We start from the raw sequence: 24343 nt of genomic DNA on the forward strand, positions 1-24343 counted from the left end.
TTTAACCGCTATTATATCTTTCATTTCACTCCTAACAAATCTGTTAATTTCACCGTCTGAAAAGTCATGTGTGCCACACTGCTCTCATATAGAATACCGATTGTCTCTTTATCAATCATCGTCAGGCAACTATATCCCCATCCTTCTGCTTCGTCGAGCATGATTTGATGTTCGGGCAACCAGGTAAGTCCTTTATCCAGACTTGCTTTTATTGTTATATGATTGCGCCCTTTAGTCGTATCCGGATTTGAAAACAACAGGAGGTCTTTATTCAAAACGTTGTCCTTGGCATCGACATGAATCAAGCTGGCCATACATACCGGTTCCTGAAGTGCCTTACGTGAAGACGGATGTTCTGTCCAGGTTTTTCCCAAATCTTTGGTTAGGGCGACAGCACGGCTTCCTCCTCTATTATCACGCATATTCAGCATTAATACTCCCGGTTCTATTTCAGCAACTTGTGCTTCCGTCGTATTAGTCCGTGCCGGATGATGCATTTTCCATGTTTTTCCCCGATCTTTACTATACATGATTCCTGCATTCGGGATACGGGTAGAGTCGATAAACTGTGTTGGAAAGACTAATGTACCGTCGCTCATCGTTATTCCTCGTCCGGGACCTTGAAGCAGAAAATACCAGGAGGGATCTTTTACCTGTTCTGTTATATTGATCGGTTTCGACCAGGTTTTACCATCGTCTGTACTCTTTGCCAATACCAGCTGTGCGGTATGGTTTATATCCATTCCCGGATGGGAGCTCCACCAGGCACGTTGATTACCCATACCATGGGTCCATGCGGCAACCACCCAGACGGTATTCGTTTGGGTATCTACCAAAATAGAGGGATCTCCTACCCCATTCTGTGCTTTAGGTAAACCACCGTACTCACCAAATGAAAGCGGAAGACGCATTTTCTCCCAGCTCTTCCCTCCGTCAGTGCTACGACTCAAACCCACATCTACATATTCCTGTAAATCGACACTACTATTATATCGGACATCGTACACTCCCAATAATGTTCCTTTATTGGTTGTCACCAATCCGGGAATACGGAAGGAAGCAGAACCATCATTACCGGCATGACGGACTCCGACTGCCATCCGGTGAGTAACATTCTTCGGAGAAATAGATTTACAATAGAGTTCTTTCCCGTCCACTTTTACAGCACGTAAATCAGAGACTACTTTAGTATGCAAAGAGGCATCTGTTTTCATCTGCAAACTGATCCAAAAAAAGTTGACACCTGGAAATAAATTGTAATTACCTCTTAATACGACTTTTTCTGATGGTCCGACCTCTGCACATTTTATGGAATAGGAAGGATTAGCCGCCAATGTCGCACCCGGTCGATGGCTGGATATGTACTCTACAGGGGCAAAGCGATTTTTGTTTTGATCTTGTAAGGCCTCTGTTCCTCCATAATAGAGTTTGATTGCCTGAACATCCGCTAAATTGGTACTTTTACTGAAATCTAAAACTACTTCATCGAGCATCTTGCTTTCCTTTACATCCAACCGGATATAGAACAGAACATTGTCCTGCCGCTCTATCAAAACCGGGATTTGTGTTTCATGAATAAACACTGTGTCTGAAGCTTTTACGTCAAAAGAATAGCCTAATAAGACAAGGAAAAGTAAATAAAAAATTCTTCTCATAATGGGGGTATTAGTTAGTTTAACGCGATAAAGATAAAACTTTTCTACCATAATACAGCTATGCAAACAGTTAACTTTCATTTTACCAAGTTCTGGTAGGACTAGTCAACACCTTGACCACCGTTCTGGCTCTTGTCATCATTGATAAGGTAGGCCGCAAGAAGCTAGTTTATTACGGAGTTTCGGGAATGGTTGTTTCTCTGATTCTCATCGGCCTGTACTTCCTCTTCGGAGATTCCCTGGGAGTATCCAGCCTCTTCCTGCTTATTTTCTTCCTGTTCTATGTATTCTGTTGTGCCGTGTCTATCTGCGCTGTGGTGTTCGTGCTCCTCTCGGAGATGTATCCCACCAAGGTTCGCGGACTGGCCATGTCGATAGCAGGATTCGCTCTCTGGATCGGAACGTACCTAATCGGACAGTTGACCCCCTGGATGCTCCAGAACCTTACCCCCGCCGGAACATTCTTCCTGTTCGCCCTCATGTGCGTGCCGTATATGCTGATTGTCTGGAAACTCGTGCCGGAGACTACCGGGAAGTCACTGGAGGAGATTGAAAGATATTGGACCCGTTCGGAATAAATATAAAACAGACCTTAATAACAATAAACTAACATCTTATAAATATGGATAGTAAGAACAACATTGGTCATTCAGCGGACATTTCTTTCACTGCTGAATTGCCCATACCAATCTATAATGGAAATAATAGTATGGATTTCGAGAAACTGGCAAGTCTGTACAAGAATGAACTTCTGGACAGTGTCCTCCCTTTCTGGCTTGAACACTCCCAAGATCACGAGTATGGTGGTTACTTCACCTGTCTGGACCGTGAAGGAAAAGTGTTCGATACGGATAAGTTCATCTGGCTGCAATGTCGTGAAGTGTGGATGTTCTCCATGCTTTACAATAAAGTGGAAAAACGCAAGGAATGGCTGGATTGTGCCGTTCAAGGTGGTGAATTTCTAAAAAAATACGGACATGATGGTAACTATAACTGGTATTTTTCCCTTGATCGTTCGGGTAGACCATTGGTAGAACCGTACAATATCTTTTCATATACATTCGCTGCCATGGCTTTCGGACAGTTAAGCCTTGCAACCGGTAATCAGGAATATGCTGACATTGCCAAGAAAACTTTCGACATTATCCTTTCCAAAGTAGATAATCCGAAAGGGAAATGGAATAAGCTTCATCCGGGTACCCGTAATCTGAAGAACTTTGCCTTGCCAATGATCCTCTGTAACCTGGCACTGGAGATAGAGCATTTATTGGATGAAACGTATCTGCGGGAAACAATGGATACTTGTATCCATGAAGTGATGGAAGTTTTCTATCGTCCCGAACTCGGAGGTATCATTGTTGAAAACGTGGACATAGACGGTAATCTGGTCGATTGTTTTGAAGGCCGTCAGGTAACTCCGGGGCATGCCATTGAAGCTATGTGGTTTATTATGGATCTGGGCAAGCGTTTGAATCGTCCTGAATTGATAGAGAAAGCCAAAGAGACTACTCTCACGATGCTTAATTATGGCTGGGACAAGCAATATGGGGGTATCTACTATTTTATGGATCGTAACGGTTGTCCTCCCCAACAACTGGAATGGGATCAGAAGCTCTGGTGGGTGCATATCGAGACACTTATTTCTTTGCTGAAAGGCTATCAACTGACGGGAGATAAACGGTGTCTGGAATGGTTTGAAAAGGTACACGACTACACTTGGGAGCATTTCAAGGATAAAGAATATCCTGAATGGTATGGCTACTTGAACCGAAGAGGAGAAGTATTGCTACCACTCAAAGGTGGAAAATGGAAAGGATGCTTCCATGTACCAAGAGGACTGTATCAGTGCTGGAAAACATTAGAAGATTTGATGAATTATAAATAACTATCTTGTTTTATTAACATTAATATTTAATATGGAGAAACAAATCACATGGAGTATAAGGTTTATAGCCTTATTCATCTGTTCGCTTTCTTTCTTAAACGTTCATGCTCAAAAAAACACGAACGTGAAAGGGACAGTGTATGACTCAAACAATGAGCCGCTTGTCGGTGCTACTGTTAGTGTAAAAGGGAATTCGTCCAACGGTACTATTACCAATATTGACGGACAGTTTAGCCTAAATGTACTGGATTTAAAATCGACTTTAGTAGTTTCCTTTGTCGGGTACCAGACTCAAGAGGTTGCTTTACATGGTCGTTCAGAAATTACTATTAGACTTCAAGAAGATGCACAAGCATTGGATGAAGTTGTAGTGGTGGGGTATGGAACTCAAAAAAAGAAATTCTTAATAGGTTCCGTTTCTCAAGTAGGCTCTAAAGAGTTGATGATGGCTCCTCAAGCTAACCTTTCTAATATGATGACAGGCAAGTTACCGGGGGTAACGAGTGTTCAACGTTCCGGTCTTCCCGGAAACGACCAGACATCTATCAACATCCGTGGTTTAGGTACTTTTTTAGATTCTAGTCCTCTGATATTAGTGGATGGTGTTGAACGTATGTTGAATACTGTAAATCCTAATGATGTAGAAAACATATCTATTTTGAAAGATGCAGCTACAGCATCCGTTTATGGTTTGGCAGCGGCAAATGGAGTAATCCTGGTAACAACCAAGAAAGGTACTGAAGGTAAAGTAACTCTTTCGTATGACGGTTCTGTTACTTTCCAGAAAAATACAGCTATGCCTGAAATGCTAAATGGTCCTGACTATATTTATTGGTATAATAAGGCGAGTGAACTTGATGGCAACGGACCATATTATGGAGCTGATATTCAGACGAAAGTGGCTAATAACTATGATCCGGAAGGTAAATATGGAAATACAAACTGGACGAAAGAAGTTTTTAAGGATTATGGCTTCACACATCAACATAATATTTCTGCTTCCGGTGGTAACAAGAATATCCGTTTCTTCACCAGTATAGGTATGTTGGATCAATCCGGCATCATCGAAAATGTGAATTATGATCGTTACAATGTCCGTTCTAACGTAGAAGGTAATATTACCAAAGATTTAACGTTCGAACTTAATATTTCTGGCTTTTATGAAGAAAAGAACTGGCCCGGAATTAGTACAAGCGCACAAGCTGAACAAAACCCCATTCAGCAGGCTGTTTATTCAGCCCCTATTATTCCTATTTATTATCAAGGAGAATATACAGCTTGGATTGGTCCCGGTAGTTCCAACACACAGAGTCCACTCGCTACTTTAAGGAATAGCGGATTTCAGAAAAACCAAAGACATGAGTTTGATGGTACAATGAAAATCAGTTATGCCTTTCCTTGGATAAAAGGGTTGAAAGCTTCTCTAGGTTTAGTTTATGATACTAGTTATTCGGAAGATAACGGTTTCTTGGTAGGATACAATGTTAATGCTTATAGTGCAGATTCTAAATCATATAATTTAATGCGTGCCTCTTCTACAAGCGAGAAAGGTAATTACACAAAATCCGCATCTTCTTTCAGAAGATTTATGGTCCGCCCAAGTGTGGAGTATGCTAATACCTTTGGCAAGCATGCAGTTTCAGCCCTTTTCTTATATGAACAGACGCAATTGAAAGGTTCTACAATGACAGGAAAGATGGGTGGTTATAATTTTAATGATCCGGTTGATCTTTCATTAGGTACTGAATTTATATCCAATCCTACAGGTAGTCACAGCGATAAAGCTACCATTGGTTATGTAGGACGTTTCAATTATATTTTCGATAAAAGATACCTTGCTGAATTTGCTTTCCGTGTAGATGGATCCTATAAATTCGCAAAAGATAGAAGATGGGGATTCTTCCCTTCTGTATCTTTGGGATGGGTAATCTCTGAAGAAAATTTCATAAAAAACAATTTTTCTTCTATCAACCTATTAAAACTGCGTGCTTCTGTCGGTGAATTAGGAAGTGATAATACAGATGCTTTTTTACATAGAAGTATTTTTAACGTAGAGAAGAATGCCTACATATTCGGAGGAGTTCCTTATGCAGGATTAGGTGCATCCAACTCTATTACTTCCAGCTTAACCTGGTCTACTACCCGCAGTTACAATATTGGTGCTGACCTGACAATGTGGAATGGATTATTGGGAGTAGAATTCGATTTATTTTATAAGCTGACAAAAGATATACAAGAAAGCCGGAGTGGTGGTTTCCCTCCTTCATTAGGTGGAAATTATGCTCAAAAAGGAAATACGGGTAAGATCGACAATCGCGGTTTTGAATTGGTATTGAAGCACCAAAACCACGTTAATGATTTTTACTATAGTATAACCGGTAGTGTAGCGTGGGCTAGAAATAAAGTTCTGTCGCGGATTGAAAGTGAAAGTACTCCTTGGTACCGGACAAACATAGGTGAACCTTTAGGACAAATTTATGGCTATAAAGCTATAGGCTTATATCAAACACAAGAGCAATTGGATAACCGTCCTTTTGTTGGTAATGGAGTTCAACGTTTAGGTGATATCATGTATGAGGATATCAATGGAGATGGTAAAATTACGCAGGATGGGGATAAAGTTAAAATCGGTCACAGCACTTTGCCAGAGTTAAACTACTCTCTGTCTATGGACTTCAACTGGAAAGGGTTCAATTTGAGTGCATTATGGCAAGGAGCTGCTATTGTTAGTTATACGTTGAATGGTACTTATAATCATGGTTCAATGGACAATACGGTCTATACACGACCATTCTACTCGGGAGGAAATGCTCCTTATTATCTGGTAGAAGATTCATGGACACCGGAAAATACTAGCGCCCGTTATCCCAGATTAAGTGCCATTCATAACGGAAATAATGCATATACCTCTTCCTGGTGGTTAGTAAATGGTAATTTCCTGCGTTTGAAGAATTTACAGTTTGGTTACACAATTCCTAAAAAAATACTTGCGAAAGCCAATATTGGACTATCTAACGTTCGTGTATATGTAGCAGGCACCAATCTGTTTACTTTCACAGAATTTAAATATTGCGACCCTGAAATGGCTATTATAAATAATGGTTATTATCCCCAACAAAAGAATTATAGTGTTGGATTAAATATCACATTCTAATTAAATCAATAATTATGAAAATAAAAAGATTATATCTATTAGGGATAGGGCTGATGTTTACGTCACAGTTTCTAACCTCGTGCCATGATTTGTTGGAGAAAGATCCTACAGACTCATATTCAGAAACAGTAGCCTGGAGCTCGGAATCTTCTTTAGATATGTATGTGACTTACTTATATAAGCCTCTCAATGGCTTATCCAACTTTTCTTCTTTATCCTTAACCGATGGATATACAGATTTAGTTAAGTATGGAAATGGAGTTCCACAAACATGGAGTGCTCATAACAAGATTCTATTGCAGCAAAACACAATAACATCAGATAATAATCCGATGTCATCGTGGGGACTTTATACCGACATATTTAGAGAAAATGTATTTCTGCGTGATGCTGGCATCTATGGAAGTAAGTTTAGTGAAGATTTTCTCAATACTCGTATTGCTGAAATTCGTTTTATTCGCGCTGTGAATTATGCACGTATGATAAGAATTTTCGGAGGAGTTATTCTTCGTGACGAAACAAATGGAGTTGATTCAGAAGGGGAAAAAGCAAAAGCAAGAGCAACTGAAGCCGAATCATGGGATTTTGTTCTGAAGGATTTGGAATTCGCAGCCAAACACCTTCCGGAAGAATGGGACAGCAAATGGGATGGGCGTTTGACTAAAGGAGCAGCGTATGCCTATATGTGTCGTACAGCACTCTTTGCAAAACGTTGGGATATTGCTATTACCGCTGCTGATGAGATTAAAAAGCTCAATAAGTATGATTTAATGGATGAATATAAAGATGTATTTAAAGTGGCAGGTAATAAAGAAATTATTTTCTCCATAGCATACAAAATTCCGGATATGCCCCATTATTTCGATCGCTATTTTGCTCCTGACGGTAAACAAGGGATAAGAAGAGCTGTCCCGACAAGTGAGCTGGCTGATTCTTATGATATGGCTGACGGAACTCCTTTCTCGTGGAGCGGCTCCATGGCCAAAGATCCTTATGTAGGTCGTGAACCTCGTTTCTATGCATCCATTATATATAATGGGGCTACTTGGAAAGAAAAGACTATTTATACCTATGTAGACGCAGAAAACGGTTTTGCAGCTTACAGAGATAACATGAATCCGGGAGAAAAACAAACTGTTACCGGATATTTCATCAGAAAATATCTACAAGAAAACAATACCGAATTTGATGATAAGGGAAGCGATCAGTTTTGGATTGAAATGCGTTATGCGGAGGTTTTGTTAAATCTGGCTGAAGCTCTGGCAGAACAGGATTATGCTAAAAATCAGGATGATGCCCTGGAAGCTCTCAATGAAGTAAGAAGACGTGTTGACCTACCGGAACGTACAACACAAGAAGCACCGGATAAAGACTCATTTATGAAACTATTACGTAAGGAACGTATTTGTGAATTGGCCTTTGAAGGATTCCGTTATTGGGATTTACGCAGATGGCGTTTGGCTGGCGAAGTTATTGATGGAAAACAGGCACATGGAACAAAAATAACCAAAAAAGATGATAATTCTTATACTTATGAACAAGTGTCATGTGACGACAATATAAACCGCTTCTTTCCAGAACGCTATTACTTGCTACCTATTCCTGTAGATGAATTACAGAATAATCCGTTATGTGAGAATAATGCTCCTTGGTAATATTAAAAGATTATTATAGTTATGAAAAATTTCAAAGTAATTACATACATCATATTAATGATAGCATTTAGCTTTTCCTTTTCTTCTTGTGAAAAGCATGATGATATCCATTATCATTTTGATTGTGATATCATATCCATTATGGTTCGTGCTAATTCTCCGGAAGATGGTACTACTTATGATGGGCTCATATCAGAGAATGGAAATATAACTTTCGAACTTCCGGCAAAAGTGAAATTGAGCGAATTATATGTAACAGCCAATTTGCCTGTAGCAGCATTTGCTTATCCTTCATTGACTGGTGCTAAAGATTTATCTACTCCATTTAAACTAACTATTGTAGCAGGTGATGGAACGCAAAAGGAGTATACTTTGATTGCTAAACACCCAAATAACTAAAAAAGTAGATGTTATGAAAATAAAATATCATAATTGGCTTCAAGTTGCTGTCATGGCAACAATGGTTGTATTTTCCGCATGCTCGGATGATCCAACATTATACTCTGACACTGATATAACCGGATTCAAAGTTAGATTGGGCGAGGGTAATTATAAACAGGGTACCGTTAAGGATGGTAACATTATTGAATTTAAGATCACTCCGGACTTAGATTTGAGCAAACTCAATGGAGTTACTTGTTCTTTCTTTATCTCTCCATATGCAACAGTTACACCTACCCCCGATGTACCTCAAGATTTTTCAAAAGATGTACATTACACAGTGAAGGCGCAAGATGGCACAACCACTGACTGGACCGTAAAATGGACTTATGGCGGAAAAGTAAATGATGGAGAAGGTTTTGAATATTTTTTCAAAAAATGGGAAATTAGTGTACCCACTCCATCTAATAAAGACAAAGATGGTTTCGGTGCAGTGTTTGGTAATTATATAATAGATACCCAATTTAATTTCTATGATAAATATACAGGGCAGAAAGTAGATAAGACTTTGAATGTGACAGGAATAGACGCTTCTTTGTGCCAGTTAGTCAATGATGACGCCGGTAATTTGATCGGTGTAGTAAAAAATGTAGGGTTATACAGATGGACTACTGTTGAGGGAGCTCCACAAAAGGTTGCTAATGTAACTCCCGGAGCAAATAAAGTTTCTGCAATCGGTGATATTGACAAAGTGGGATATGTTTATGATTCTAAACCTGATGGTGTAGGTACACATGCAGTTTACAAATTTGAGAATGGTACATATACAGGCACTTCAACCTTGGTTACCGGTCGTCCCAGTAATGATAGTAACTGGCGACAGATTGTGGCTGTACTCGGCGTGTCGGATAACCCACCATTTTACGTAATAGACGCAGTGAATGCCGGAGGTGTAATGGGACCGGAAATCGGTTATAAAGCAAATACGGCAGGGGCATTTAGCAGCATCACAGGTCCATATATAGACATGTGGAATAAGAAAGGATACGCTGGCTGGGGAAATCATGTACTTATTTCCGGTAGAGGTATTCCATTCAATGGCAGATGGTACGGAGCAACCATAACTTGTGGTTGGGGCTGGGTTGGACTGCATCTGCTAGACCCGTCTAGTAATCATTCATTACCTATCACAGAAACAATTGAGCCATGGACTACCAACTCTTGTATCTGGACTACTTGTTCACCAAGTGATGACGGAGAATCATTATATCTCTATTACGGTTATGGTGTAGGTATTCGTTGTTATGAACTTACAAAATACGAGAAATAGGCATACTCCTAATTATATAGAATTGAAATATGTTGAATAAAAGCATTATATCGTTTTTTCTATTGTTATTTGCTACCTGTTCCTTTGCCGGGAACAGGGGCAAAGAACAACCTAAATACCTTTGGTTTGATGCAGAAGCTAATTTTGAACGCTTTGCCTCTAAAGATTCTATTTCTTACTATTTGGAAAAAGCCAAATCAGTAGGATTCAACCAAGTAGTAGTAGACGTCAAACCTATATACGGGGAAGTACTGTATAAAAGTAAAATTCTACCTCCACTTACAACAGTGAATGGTAAAGTAATTCATCGTGACTGGGATTACCTGCAGTATTTTATCAATGAAGCTCGTCGGTTAGGATTAAAAGTCACTGTTTCCACTGCAATGTTTCCGTCCGGACATCCCGCTACCCGCGAAGGTCTGGTCTATGATGAGTCACGTTGGGATGGGAAAACATGCTTGGAATATACACCTGACGGAAAGATGCTTGACATCAGAGAGGATAAGAAAAAAGTAGGAGCTTTTTTAAATCCGGTTCGTAAAGATGTCCGCAAATTTGCTTTAAGTATTGTTCGTGAAATAGTGAAAAACTATGATGTTGATGCTTATGCATTAGATTATTGTCGATATCCAGGAGATGATAGTGACTTCTCTGCTGACAGTCGTAAAGCTTTTGAACATTACTTAGGAAAAAAAGTCCGGAACTTTCCAGACGATATTTTCACTTGGAATGCCGATGGAACGAAAAATCCTGGTATTTATTATAAAGAATGGTGGGCATTCCGGGCTAATGTTATCACTAGTTTTGTGAAAGAGGTACGTAAAGAAATTCATTCTATCAATAATAAAGTAGAACTAGAGTATTGGGCCGCTTCCTGGATTCATGGTATTTATGGACAAGGGCAGAATTGGGCCAGTCCAAAATCTGATTTCTCATTAAATTATCCGTGGGGATCGGAAGCCTACAATGAATCAGGATTTGCACCTTATCTGGATACCTTCTTATGTGGAACGTATTTAGAGCGTATCTACGGCATGGATGATCCGGAATCTATAGAGTATGGTATTGCCCGTGCACAGAGATTGGTTGGTAATGATTGCAAAGTATTCGGAACGATATATGCTTTAAATCATAAAACCAATATAGCCGATGCAGTAAGCCTTTGTCTTGAGAAATCGGAAGGATTGATGATATTCGACATAGTACAGGTTATTGAAATGAATCTGTGGGATGATATCCAAAAAGGTATAGAACGTGCGGAAGCACAGAGATAACTAAAAATAAATATTTACGATTAAATCGATATGATAATGAAAAATATATCAAAATATTGGCTTCTTTTCATGATTGCCGCCATGTCTGCGACAAGTTGTTCAGATGATGATAATGAAAAGGTGGTAATGCCGGATCCTGATCCGACAACATTAGGTTGGGTTAAACAGACAACAGAGTTTGGCACATTACCTGAATACATAAGTGTATACAAATCTCCGTCAGAGCTGGAAGGCATGAAAGCCATAGCTTTTATTGCTGTTGCGGATATGTCAAAAGCAAATTTTGCAACTATCGGAGACCAGATATATTCTAAGACTCCCAATCAAATCTGGCAAGCAGAACAACAAAAATATCCGATAATTATGAATGGTGGATATTTTGTAATGGGAGCCGGTAAGTCTGTCAGTCTGCTATGCCGTGGAGGAGAGGTCTTAGCTGTGAACTCGCAGGAGGAAATACGTTCTCAAAAGAGTTATTATCCTACACGAGGTATCTTTCAGCTGTCAAAGAATGGCTATTTCTCCACAGATTGGGCTTATACAACAACTGATGGTGTGACATATACCTATGAACAACCTTCTCCCAATAAGTCCGGTTATGAGCCTCAACCTGCACCTTCGGCTTATTTTCCGACGAGAGGCGTGAAATTAAATGCAGAAACGGCGATTGGAGGTGGACCGATCCTGTTGAAAGACGGAAGTGTGAGAAATACTTTTATTGAAGAACTTTTTGATGAAGAAAGTGGAGTTGCTCCCGAAAGTTATCATCCAAGAACCGCTATCGGAGTAACAGCCAATAATAAGGTGATATTTTTTGTTTGTGAAGGCCGCAGTGTAACGGAAGGTGTAAAAGGTATGAATATGGCTATGATGGCTAATGTCCTGAAGAGCTTAGGTTGTGTAGATGCTATGAATCTTGATGGTGGTGGTTCAACTTGTATGTTGGTCAACGGTCAACCGGTGATAAAGCCAAGTGCTGGTGCCCAACGTGCTATAACTACGGCAGTAGCTTTAAAATAACGGTCGAAAGATCTTTAGGATAACAAGTTTATTTTATTTAGCTTTCTTATTATTCTCGATTTCAGGCTGTATTTTTTCTAAATACTAGCTTGAAGTCGAGAAATAAAAACAATAAAGTATGAAATACATTCCAAGCATTTTATTCTTCTTTTTTCTTCTATCACTTAGTAGTTGTTCTACAAAGACTGTAGAATCAGAGCTTCCCGAGCCAAATCCTCCCACTCCTGTCATTCCGGAAGAACCAACTCCTGAAAAAGAAAAAATGCTCTGGTTTGATGCAGAAGCAAATTTTGAACGTTTCTCCCCAAAAGAGAATATCACATATTATCTTGATCTCGCCAGATCAACAGGTTTTAATAAAATTGTAGTCGATGTGCGTCCTGTACAAGGCGATGCCCTGTTTAAAAGTTCCTATTTAACCCCATTGACCGATCTTGCCGATACACATATCGAAAGAGATTGGGATTATCTTCAATTTTTTATTGATGAGGCTCATAAACGTGAACTTAAAGTTACGGTCTCTGCTACTATATTTACGGCAGGCCTACCTTCTTCTAAAAATGGTATGGCGTACCGTGATGATACATGGGATGGAAAAACTTGTTTGGAATATACCAAAGATCAGGGTTTGATAGATATTAAGGACGATAAAACAAAAGTCTCCGCCTTTTTAAACCCAGTTTTACCGGAAGTACAAGACTTTTGTCTGAATTTTATAAAAGAGTTAGTTACAAATTACAATTTTGATGGTTTTGCCTTAGACTATTGCCGTTATCCGGGAGATGAAAGTGATTTTTCGGAGGCAACAAAAACGGCTTTCGAACAATACATCGGAAAGCAATTAGATCGGTTCCCGGATGATATTTTCATTTGGAATACAGATGGCACTAAACGGACAGGGACTTATTACAAGAAATGGTGGGAGTTCCGCTCTATGGTCATACGTAATTTTGTAGAACGGGTGCGCACAGAAATTAAAAACATTAAACCGGATATTCAATTAGAATATTGGGCTGCCTCATGGATTCATGCTATTTATGGGCAAGGACAAAATTGGGCATCCACCGAATACGATTTTTCCAAAGAATACAGTTGGGCTTCACCTGAATATAAAAATACAGGTTTTGCCGGATTGTTAGACACCTTTCTATGTGGAACTTATTTAACCAAAATATTTGGATTGAACGATCCCGAATCCATAGAATATGGTATAGCGCGTGCACAACGCATTGTTCATGGAGCATGTAAAGTCTATGGCACTTTGTATGCTTTAAATCATAAGGACAATATAGCAGATGCTGTTTATGTCTGTCTTTCCCAATCCGAAGGATTAATGGTGTTTGACATTGTGCAAGTAATAGAATTCAATCAGTGGGCAGCCATTAAGGAAGGAATTCAACGAGCAGAGAGTCTTTAAATAGCGAATATTCAATAAAATATAATATATAAAATGAAACGAGTACTTATATTATTACACATTATTTTATGCACATGCATAGTAATTCAAGCCAAAAACTACACTGTAAGTTCACCGGATGGAAAAATCAAGGTGACGGTAACAGCCGGAAAACTATTAAGTTGGAGTATTGATTACAATGGTGAACGTATACTAAATCCCAGTCTGATGCAGATGGATATTGAAGGGCAGACTGAACAACCGGGAGTAAATCCGAAAGTAATAAAAGCTAAAACACTCAAAGTAAATTCGGAGCAAACAGCTGTCATTCCACTTAAACAAAGAATTATCAAAGATCAATATAACCAGTTAACTCTGACTTGTAAAGGTAACTACGCAATAGTCTTCAGAGTATATAACAATGGAGCCGCTTATCGTTTTGAGACTTCATTAAAGCAACCTAAAGTTATTATTAATACTGAAACCATCGAACAGAACTGGACTGAAGGGTGTAAGCTATATTGGCCAAGAGAAAAGAATCAAGAATATCTCACACACTGCGAAGCCATTTTTGATGAATTAAACATCTCCTCGCTCACTAAGGATATGAAAGGCTATCTACCCATTTATCTCTCTACCCCTAAAGGAACGAAAGTTGTTATTATGGAATCCGATCTTTTCGATTATCCCAATCTATTTTTGACAGGTGATCGTAATAACACGCTGTCCGGTGAATTTCCTCCTGTAGTTTTAAAAAGTGCCTTAAAGGAAGGTGCCGACCGTGACGAAGTATTATTGGAGAAAGCCTCTTACATTGCTGAAACTGAAGGAACAAGAACTTTCCCTTGGCGTGTGTTAATGATTAACGAAGACGACAAAGCGGTAATTGAAAATAACTTAGTGTATCAATTAGCCTCTCCATCTGTTACTCAAGACACAGACTGGATAAAACCCGGAAAGATTTCTTGGGATTGGTGGAGTACACTGAACGTATACGGGGTAGATTTTAAGGCAGGTGTGAATACTGATACCTATAAATATTTCATTGATTTCGCTTCAAAATACGGAATTGAATATATTTTATTAGATGAAGGATGGTCAGCCGGAACCTGGAATATTAAGGAGCCAATACCCGGATTGGATATACCGGAACTGGTACGATATGGAAAGGAAAGAAATGTTGGTCTTGTATTATGGACCTTATGGAACCCACTTGATAAAGAATTGGACGAAATTCTGGATGTTTATGAAAAATGGGGAATCAAAGGTATAAAAGTAGATTTTATGCAACGTTCGGATCAATATATGGTTAATTTCTACGAACGGGTAGGAAAAGCCGCAATGGACCGTAAATTACTCGTTGATTTCCATGGATCTTTCAAACCTTCCGGTTTGCAGAAGAAATATCCCAATGTGATGACTTTTGAAGGTGTACTGGGATTAGAGCACGATAAGGATTCAAGAGATATTAATCCGGTACATGACTTGATTCTTCCATTTACAAGAATGGTAGCCGGTCCGATGGATTATACTCCCGGTGCAGTAAACAATGCAACAGCAGAAGACTTTTACATCAATTTCGTACATCCGATCAGTTTAGGTACACGCGCCCATCAGGCAGCTTTATATGTAGTGTATGAAAGCCCGTTACAAATGTTAGCAGATTCTCCCTCAAATTATTATAAAGCTCCAGAATTTGCCTCTTTTATCTCCCGTATACCTACCATTTGGGAAGATACTAAAGCTATAACAGCTAAAATCGGAGAACAATTAGTTATTGCCCGCAAGAATGGTAAGAATTGGTATTTGGCAGGTTTAACAGACTGGAATGCCCGTAACATTGAAGTGAAACTGGATTTTCTTGAAGCATCCAAATATAAAATGGAAATTTTCAAAGACGGTGTGAATGCAGATGTTTACGCCTCGGATTTTAAAACAGAAGAGGTAATGGTTTCAAAAGATGAACTAATTAACATCATCATGGCTAAAGGTGGCGGTTGGGCAGCAATTCTTACTCCGGTTGAATAAAAAGGTTTAGTAATGAAGAAAATACTATTTATATTATATACCTGTTGCATTTTATCGTTTCCTGTACGTGCGCAGCAAATTCCGTCATTTAAAGCAAATGACAGAATTGTTTTTCTTGGAAATAGTATAACGGAAGGAGGGCATTATCATTCTTATATATGGCTGTATTACATGACGCACTTCCCCAATTTACCTCTTCGTATGTATAATGGAGGAATCGGTGGTGATTGTGTGAGCCACATGGTTTATCGTTTCGATTCAGATATTAAAATCAAAAAGCCGACCTATCTGATCTGTTCTTTCGGGATGAATGATTCCGGATTCGACGGATATAATAAGCCCGGATATGATAAGTATGCGAATCAGCAGGTAGAGTATGCTCACACAGAGTTTGAAAAACTGCAACGGCAGATTCTTGCTGACAAAAAAATAAAAAGCGTAGTACTTCTAGGCTCTCCTCCCTATGATGAGAATGTGAAATTGAAAGGAGTAGAAGCTCTACACGGAAAGAATGAGACGATCAAACGAATTATTGAAATGCAGGCAGAAGTTGCCCAAAAGAGAGGATGGGGATTTGTCAATTTCAATACTGTGATGTGCGGGTTGAATAAGCAGATTCAGCTATCTGATTCTACAGCTACTTTCTGTGGCGGTGACCGGATTCATCCTGATAAAGACGGTCATATGGTAATGGCGTACTTATTCCTGAAAGCACAGGGACTTGCAGGACAGGAAATCGCCTCTTTCCAAATCAATGCCACTAACAGGAAAGCAATGGAAGAGCGAAATTGCCGAATATCTCATATAAAGAATGAGAATGACACAATATCTTTCAGATATTTATCCCGTTCATTGCCTTTCCCTATCGACACGATTCCTCGCTGGGGAACGAAAGGTACAGCCCGAGATGCTATCAGACAAATTCCCTTTATGCAGGAAATGAACCAGGAAATAATGAAAGTAACTGATTTGCATGGCATTTTCCGGGTAACTATTGATGGAATAGAAATTGGCTGTTGGAGTGGCGACGAATTGAGTAAAGGAGTTAATCTGGCAGAAATAACATGTACACCCCAATACCAACAGAGTCTGTCTATCATGCATCTGAATGAAGAAAGGTGTGCTATAGAAAAACGTTTACGTCAATATATGGCTATGCAGTATGTCTTTTTTAAGCATAGAGGATTACTTTTTGCAGATAATAAAGCCGCTCTTGATGTTGCCAAAGCGGAACGGGAAAGTCATTACCTGGTGAAGTATTTATATACCAATTATACTCAAGCCATGTTTCCACAGATACGTGAAGCCTGGCAGGCTGAAATAGACCAGTTGATAACTCAAATATATAAAATAAACAAGCCTCTTACGCGTTTGATAAAAATAGAAAGGATTAAAGAATGAAATTAAGACTATTATTACTTTTATGCCTGTTCCAATGGAGTTTTTCCTGTTTTAGTGTACAGGCTGAAACTACTCCCGTAGTCTATTACGGGAAAGTACTGTCCGGAGGTAAGGGAGTTGCTAACGTACCTGTGACAGATGGTACGCAGATTGTCCTTACAGATAATAAAGGACGATACTCCATGACAAGTACCTCTGATGCAGAATACATCTATATTACCCTTCCTGATGGTTATGACGTTCCGATGAAAGGTAAAGTCCCTGTATTCTTTCAAAAAGTACCTGCTCAACCTTCAAAGAAAGTACATTTTGATTTTGAGTTGACACAATCATCTACGAATAACCAAAAGCATGTTTTGGTTGTATGGGCTGACCCACAAGTGTATTTTGACGAAGAAATGCCACAAGTACGGGAGGCCTCAAAAGATGTGAAAGAGCTGTTGGCAACTAGCTATCAGGGAATCCCTGCGTATGGAATAGTGTGTGGAGATATTATTGGTGACATCAATAAAAAGCCCAGCTATTTTGCGCCCATGATAGATGCAATAGCCGAAACGGAAATTCCCTTTTTCTATGTAATTGGAAATCATGACTTAGATTTAAATGTACGTTCCAATGAACATGCACGTACTACTTATAAATCTTATTATGGTCCCACTTACTATTCATTCAATAGAGGAAATGTGCATTATGTTGTTCTCGATGATATTTTCTTTATTGCAAAAAGCTATTTGTATGTTGGTTATCTTACCGAACAACAACTCCAGTGGTTAGAACAGGATTTGAAACAAGTTACTCCGGGATCCACAGTAGTAGTTGCTACACATATCCCTACCTATTCAAGAGAAGCACGCCGAAAGGAATGGGGAAAGGAGTCTACTATGAAAGTAATGAATAACCGCTCTCATTTGTATGAGTTGCTAAAACCTTACAATGCTCATATCATGTCAGGACATGAACACTATAATGAAAATTATGTGTTGGCAGACAATCTTTACGAACACGTGCACGCCCCCTTGTCAACATTGTTTTGGCAAGCTCCCTGGGCTTGTGATGGAACTCCGGGCGGATATGCCGTCTACGAGTTTGACGGAGGTAAAGTTAACTGGTATTACAAATGTGTAGGAAAAGATAAGGACTATCAATTTGAACTTTATCCGGTAGGTGCCAGTCGAAATAAAAAGGAAGCAGTGGTGGCAAATGTCTGGAATTACGACCCAACCTGGAAAGTGAAATGGTATGAAAACGGTATTGACAGAGGAGAAATGACTCGTTTTTCCGGATACGACCCTGCTATTTATGAATACTGTGATAAAAACAGTTCTACATTTAAGCATAAGTATTTGGGAGCAGACATTACTGAACACTTATTTTATGCGGTTCCTGAAATGAAGGATTCCGAAATACGTGTAGAAGTTACAGATCATTGCGGTAATGTATATACCCGTAAAATGCAGCAACCTAAATAAGCAAAAACATAAAAAAGGAAAGAAAATGAATCGACTAACTGCATTAAGAAAAGTGTTTTATATTGTGGGAATCACCAGCTTCCTTTCAGCTTGTAACCAAACTGATAATCTGGTACTAAAGTCCCCGGATGGTAAGATACAACTAACAGTCACAGAGAATGATAATACAATATCATACGCAGTAAATAAAGAGAATGAAACCATGATACTCCCTTCTAAATTAGGGTTTATCCTGGAACATGGAGATAGCTTAAACCATTTTGTAATTAAAGGCACCGAACGTTCCTCCTTGGACGAAACTTGGGAACAACCTTGGGGAGAGAGCCGATATGTACGTAACCACTATAATGAATTGAAAGTACTACTTCAAGAGGTAGCAGGAAAACGTAAACTTAATGTAATATTCCGTCTCTTTAATGATGGTATCGGATATCGTTATGAGTTTCCGCAACAGGAATCCATGGATTCATTAGTTATTATGAGCGAAGCAACAGAGTTTAAAATGCCGCGTATACATAAAGCTTGGTGGATTCCCGCATCCGATCCATATTATGAATGTATAGCAACATTCTCTTCCATAAATGAACTGGATACTGTACGCACTCCTCTAACAATGGAAACTGCAGAAGGAAAGTATCTTGCCATTCACGAAGCTAACCTGACAGATTATCCCAAAATGAATCTGACAGTCAAGGATTCTGCCACACTCTGCGCTTCATTAGTTCCTTGGTCTAATGGGGTTGCAGCATACATCAAAGCTCCATTTGTTACCCCTTGGAGAACAGTTGTTATTGGTGATAAACCGGGTGATCTGGTTACATCTTATTTGATGTTGAATCTCAACGAACCCTCCAAAATCAAAGATACTTCCTGGATAAAGCCAGGGAAATACATCGGTATATGGTGGGAAATGCATTTGGGTAAAGGAACATGGTATTATGGTCCCAAACACAGTGCTACCACTGCTAATACAAAGAAATATATAGACTTTGCATCGGAAAATGGTATCTCCGGTGTGTTAGTAGAAGGATGGAATGTCGGCTGGGAAGGAAACTGGATGAAACACGGGGATTCTTTAGACTTCACCAAACCTTATCCGGATTTTGATATTAAGGCAATCACTGATTATGCCCGTGAGAAAGGCGTAGAACTGATTGGACACCATGAAACTGCAGCTGCTACCCGCAACTACGAGAACCAACTGGATAAAGCCTTCGCTTTCTATCAACAATATGGAGTGCATGTCGTGAAAACCGGATATGTGAATCGCCTAATGGACTTTAAAGAAGCGCACGACGGTCAGTATGGTGTACGTCACTATCGGAAAGTGATAGAAACTGCTGCCAAATATCAAATAGCTATTGACAACCACGAGCCTGTTATGCCTACCGGTATTGAGCGCACATGGCCTAATCTTATGACCCAGGAAGGCGTGCGCGGACAGGAACACAATGCATGGTCTCCCGATGGAGGAAATCCGCCGGAACATACAACTGTTATTCCTTTTACCAGAGGATTAGCCGGCCCCATGGACTTCACATTCGGAACTTTCAACTTTACTAACGAAGCATATCCGGGGACTCGTGTCAATACTACACTTTGCAAGCAATTAGCGCTATTTGTCGTGATCTACAGCCCCTTACAAATGGCCTCGGATTTACCAGAAAACTACAAAGGCATCAAAGCGTTCGATTTCATTAAGGATGTACCTACCGACTGGGATAAAACTTATGTGGTAGATGCCAAAATTGGTGATTATTCCGTGTTTGCGCGGAAAGACCGTAACACCAGCGATTGGTATGTAGGCTGCATCACAGATGAAAATGCAAGAGAGTTGGATGCTCCTTTGAGCTTTTTGGATGCGGATGCGAAGTATACTGCTCAAATATATGCTGACGGTGACGATGCGGAATGGAAAACGAATCCGACTTCTTTCAAGTATGAAGAGAAAATAGTAACAGCTTCTGACACGCTTCATGTCAAACTGGCAACAAGCGGTGGATGTGCTATTCGTTTTATCAAACAGTAATATGATTATGAAGAAAATACTAAGTATACTCCTTTTTCTAGTTGTTGTCTGCCAAATACGTGCGGAAGATGCTAATATCACTACCATGTATAAAATGACACAACGGTTGTTTCCTCAACAGGCTTCATCTTTTGATTTCCGTCTGTTGAATAATACTTCAGCAGACACTTTTACCATCAAAAGTGAAGGGAATAAAATTATTATTTCCGGAAATAACGCTAACTCTATGGCAGTAGGTTTGAATCATTATTTGAAAAACTACTGTCTGACCACTATTTCATGGTATAAGGATGATCCGATAGAATTACCTAAAACTCTCCCTTCCATATCAACAGAAGTCACTATTAAGGCAAATGTCCCGACCCGTTTCTTTCTAAACTATTGTACGTTCGGGTATTCAATGACTTGGTGGAAATGGAGTGATTGGGAACATTTTATCGACTGGATGGCTTTAAATGGAATCAATATGCCTCTTGCTATTACCGGTCAGGAAGCTATCTGGTATAAAGTCTGGAGTAAACTGGGATTGACAGATGAAGAAATACGGGGATACTTTACAGGTCCTGCACATCTTCCATGGCATCGAATGTGTAACTTGGATGGCTGGCAAAGTCCTTTACCTAAAGAGTGGTTGTCAAGTCAGGCAGCGTTGCAGGAACAGATTGTTGCCCGTGAACGTGAATTTAATATGCGACCTGTATTGCCGGCTTTTGCCGGGCATGTACCGGCAGCATTGAAACGGGTTTATCCCAATATAAAAACAACCAGAGTAAGCGAATGGGGAGGTTTTGCCGATCAATATCGTTGTACTTTCCTGAATCCCATGGATTCTTTGTATGCGATCATACAAAAAGAATATCTTACCGAACAGACTCGTTTATATGGTACAAACCATATCTATGGCATCGATCCGTTCAATGAAATAGATCCTCCTTCATGGGATGCCGATTCTTTGGGAATGATGGCTAAGCATATCTATGAATCTGTAGCTGCTGTAGATCCTGAAGCGGTATGGTTGCAGATGACATGGCTGTTTTATGCTGACATCAAGCATTGGACCACTCCACGTATCAAATCCTATCTTCGTTCTGTGCCTCAAGACAGGTTGATTCTATTAGACTATTTCTGTGAATATACAGAAATCTGGAAACAGACAGACAGTTATTTCGGTCAACCTTATCTTTGGTGTTATCTGGGTAATTTTGGTGGCAATTCCTTTCTGTCAGGTCCGGTAAATTTGGTGAGCGAACGATTGGCAGATGCTTTAAAGAATGGCGGCAGTAATCTTAAAGGAGTAGGTTCCACTCTCGAAGGCATAGACCTGAATCAGTTTATGTATGAATTTGTTCTTGACAAAGCATGGAATGGAGGTCAGACAGATAAAGAATGGTTCTTTAAACTGGCAGACAGACGAATTGGCAAGATATCTCCTGAAGCGAGAAAAGCATGGGAAATACTAGCAAATAAAGTGTACGTCCAACCAGCACAAGTGGGACAAGGCACACTCACCAATGCGCGCCCCTGTTTGAAAGGAAATGGACATTGGACTACCAAACCAACGATTGAATATCAACCAAAAGATTTAGTTGAAGCATGGAGATTGCTATTATCTGTAAAAGACTGTCAACGGGATAGTTATGAGTTTGATCTGGTCAATATTGGACGACAAGTTTTAGGGAATTATTTTAATGTAGTCCGTGATGAGTTCACCCTTGCATATGAAGCGGGAGATATACCGATGATGAAAAACCGGGGGAATAAGATGAGAGAGATTCTTGCTGACCTTGATAAACTCGTTAGCTGTCATCCAACTTTCTCACTGCATAAATGGATCACTGATGCTCGTGATATGGGACATGATACCGCTTCTAAAAACTATTATGAAATGAATGCCCGTTCTCTGATTACCATTTGGGGAGATAGCTATCACCTGACCGACTATGCTAATCGATCATGGGCAGGTCTAACCAATCAATATTATTCTGTTCGGTGGGATCGTTTTATAAATAAAGTAATCGAGGCTGCTGAAAAGAAGAAGAATTTTGATGAAGAAGAATTCTTTAATCAATCACGGATTTATGAAAACGAATGGGTAAATCCTAGTAACAGAATCAGCTACAACGAAGGCGGTGACGGAATAAAACTAGCCCGCCAAATCTATAAAAAATACGCAAAAGAAATCATTCGATAAAATTATAAAGTATACCTCAATATGAGAACGAATAAACTACACTTGTTTTTATTTCTTTTAATGTGTTTCTGCCTGAACCTTTCAGTTCAGGCGGAAGCCTCTATCAACATTATCAAAGGTAAAGTCACCTGCGAAGGTAAAGGAATGGGGGGAGTAATGGTTACCGACGGCCATATATGTGTGCAGACCGACGCTTCAGGGAAATATAGTATCCCCACTTTGGGAGACAGTCGTTTTGTATATATTTGTACTCCTTCAGGCTATCTGACAGACCGGAAAGGAACTATCCCTTCTTTCTATCTACCTATTGATTATTCTAAAAAGCAAAACTATAATTTTAATCTGAAGAAGAATCCCAAAGATGATGTTTCCCATGTTTTTGTAGCTCAATCTGATATACAAGTTACTTCCAGAGACGAACTGGCTATTTATCAACATGTAGTCGACGATTGCAAACAACTTCTCTCTTCTTATGCAACAACAGAAGTTTTTGGAATTGATTGTGGAGACATTGTAGGCGATCATCAAGAATTATATCCCGATTATTTGAAAAGAGCCGATCAACTGGATATACCTATCTATCGTGTAGTTGGCAATCATGATATGAATTATGACGGTCGCACGCATGAAACTTCCTACAAGACTTTTGAAGATACTTTTGGTCCTTCTTACTATTCTTTTAATAAGGGAAATGCCCATTATATTGTAGTAGACAATAATTTCTTTATCGGACGTGATTATTTCTATATGGGTTATCTGGATGAGAAAACATTTGCATGGCTTGATAAGGATTTATCATACGTACCGAAAGGGGCACTCGTATTCTTCATTATGCATATCCCTTCCCGCCAAACAGAAAAACAAGAAGCTTTTTTGTATAACTATGATATGATTGGTAATCAGATGGTCAACGCAGGTGCACTGCATCAGATGTTGAAACCCTACAAAGCACATCTTATCACAGGACATACTCATTACAATCTTAATGTCGTATTCGATGAGAATCTGATGGAACATAATACGGCTGCAGTTTGTGGTACGTGGTGGAAAGCGGATATTTGTCTGGATGGTACTCCACGTGGTTATGGCGTATATGAAGTAAATGATAACGATGTAAAATGGTATTACAAAAGTTCCGGATATCCCAAAGAACATCAATTTCGTTCTTATCCTGTAGGAGCTTCTAAGGAACATCCGTCAGATATTATTGCTAATGTATGGAACTGGGATAAACTGTGGAAAGTGGAATGGCTGGAAGACGGTCAGTTGATGGGAAACATGACACGATATACTGGTTTAGATCCATACGCATCAGTAGTATGTTCGGACCGGGAAAAGATGGTATATACATGGATTACCCCAAGACCTACCCAACATATGTTTCGGGCAACTCCTAAAAATAAAGATGCTCATATAACGGTTAAAGTAACCGACCGTTTTGGCAAAGAATATATTCAAACAATCAATCCATAGAT

At 39.5% G+C, this 24343-nt stretch carries 15 protein-coding genes and 1 pseudogene; 15 read left to right on the forward strand and 1 reads right to left on the reverse strand.

Going from position 1 to position 24343, the window contains the following annotated elements; genetic code table 11:
* Positions 1-20: 20 nt before the first annotated feature.
* The gene (locus AAHJ11_RS01885) at positions 21-1655 is read right to left on the reverse strand and encodes a BNR-repeat neuraminidase N-terminal domain-containing protein (protein ID WP_148367936.1); all 1635 of its coding nucleotides are present in this window, start codon (positions 1653-1655) and stop codon (positions 21-23) included.
* An 80-nt stretch (positions 1656-1735) separates the two neighbouring features.
* Between AAHJ11_RS01885 and AAHJ11_RS01890 the strand changes: the two are divergent.
* The 15 genes and pseudogenes from AAHJ11_RS01890 to AAHJ11_RS01960 all read left to right on the forward strand — a co-directional run.
* Positions 1736-2233: pseudogene (locus tag AAHJ11_RS01890) on the forward strand (MFS transporter); the annotation flags it as partial.
* A gap of 131 nt (positions 2234-2364) precedes the next feature.
* Entirely contained in the window at positions 2365-3540 is a 1176-nt protein-coding gene (locus AAHJ11_RS01895) for an AGE family epimerase/isomerase (RefSeq protein ID WP_148367935.1), read from the forward strand.
* 31 nt (positions 3541-3571) lie between these two features.
* Positions 3572-6694, forward strand: a complete 3123-nt coding sequence (locus tag AAHJ11_RS01900; RefSeq protein ID WP_148367914.1) for a SusC/RagA family TonB-linked outer membrane protein — start codon at positions 3572-3574, stop codon at positions 6692-6694.
* Between the two features lie 14 nt (positions 6695-6708).
* Entirely contained in the window at positions 6709-8349 is a 1641-nt protein-coding gene (locus AAHJ11_RS01905) for a RagB/SusD family nutrient uptake outer membrane protein (RefSeq protein WP_148367915.1), read from the forward strand.
* Positions 8350-8490: 141 nt separating this feature from the next.
* Positions 8491-8748 carry a hypothetical protein gene (locus tag AAHJ11_RS01910; RefSeq protein ID WP_413578999.1) on the forward strand — a complete coding sequence of 86 codons (258 nt, stop codon included), beginning with the start codon at positions 8491-8493 and terminating at the stop codon, positions 8746-8748.
* Positions 8749-8761: 13 nt separating this feature from the next.
* Positions 8762-10060, forward strand: coding sequence for a DUF5018 domain-containing protein (locus tag AAHJ11_RS01915; RefSeq protein WP_148367917.1), 1299 nt, complete (start codon positions 8762-8764; stop codon positions 10058-10060).
* A 29-nt stretch (positions 10061-10089) separates the two neighbouring features.
* Positions 10090-11334, forward strand: coding sequence for an alpha amylase family protein (locus AAHJ11_RS01920; RefSeq protein WP_148367918.1), 1245 nt, complete (start codon positions 10090-10092; stop codon positions 11332-11334).
* Between the two features lie 36 nt (positions 11335-11370).
* Entirely contained in the window at positions 11371-12354 is a 984-nt protein-coding gene (locus tag AAHJ11_RS01925) for a phosphodiester glycosidase family protein (protein ID WP_234133908.1), read from the forward strand.
* A gap of 118 nt (positions 12355-12472) precedes the next feature.
* Positions 12473-13771, forward strand: coding sequence for a family 10 glycosylhydrolase (locus tag AAHJ11_RS01930; RefSeq protein WP_148367920.1), 1299 nt, complete (start codon positions 12473-12475; stop codon positions 13769-13771).
* A gap of 33 nt (positions 13772-13804) precedes the next feature.
* Positions 13805-15778, forward strand: coding sequence for a glycoside hydrolase family 97 protein (locus AAHJ11_RS01935; protein ID WP_148367921.1), 1974 nt, complete (start codon positions 13805-13807; stop codon positions 15776-15778).
* A 12-nt stretch (positions 15779-15790) separates the two neighbouring features.
* The gene (locus AAHJ11_RS01940; protein ID WP_148367922.1) at positions 15791-17179 is read left to right on the forward strand and encodes an SGNH/GDSL hydrolase family protein; all 1389 of its coding nucleotides are present in this window, start codon (positions 15791-15793) and stop codon (positions 17177-17179) included.
* Positions 17176-18648: a calcineurin-like phosphoesterase C-terminal domain-containing protein gene (locus AAHJ11_RS01945; RefSeq protein WP_050428315.1), complete on the forward strand. Its 1473-nt coding sequence runs from the start codon at positions 17176-17178 to the stop codon at positions 18646-18648. The genes AAHJ11_RS01940 and AAHJ11_RS01945 overlap by 4 nt, the downstream gene beginning before the upstream one ends.
* A gap of 25 nt (positions 18649-18673) precedes the next feature.
* Complete coding sequence (locus AAHJ11_RS01950) at positions 18674-20677, forward strand: glycoside hydrolase family 97 protein (RefSeq protein ID WP_149952313.1); 2004 nt, start codon at positions 18674-18676, stop codon at positions 20675-20677.
* A gap of 7 nt (positions 20678-20684) precedes the next feature.
* Positions 20685-22868: an alpha-N-acetylglucosaminidase gene (locus AAHJ11_RS01955; protein ID WP_234133914.1), complete on the forward strand. Its 2184-nt coding sequence runs from the start codon at positions 20685-20687 to the stop codon at positions 22866-22868.
* Between the two features lie 21 nt (positions 22869-22889).
* Complete coding sequence (locus AAHJ11_RS01960; protein WP_148367925.1) at positions 22890-24341, forward strand: calcineurin-like phosphoesterase family protein; 1452 nt, start codon at positions 22890-22892, stop codon at positions 24339-24341.
* Positions 24342-24343: the final 2 nt, after the last annotated feature.

Source organism: Bacteroides sp. 90-K9/2 (genome assembly GCF_047310725.1).
Classification (GTDB): Bacteria; Bacteroidota; Bacteroidia; order Bacteroidales; family Bacteroidaceae; genus Bacteroides; species Bacteroides vicugnae.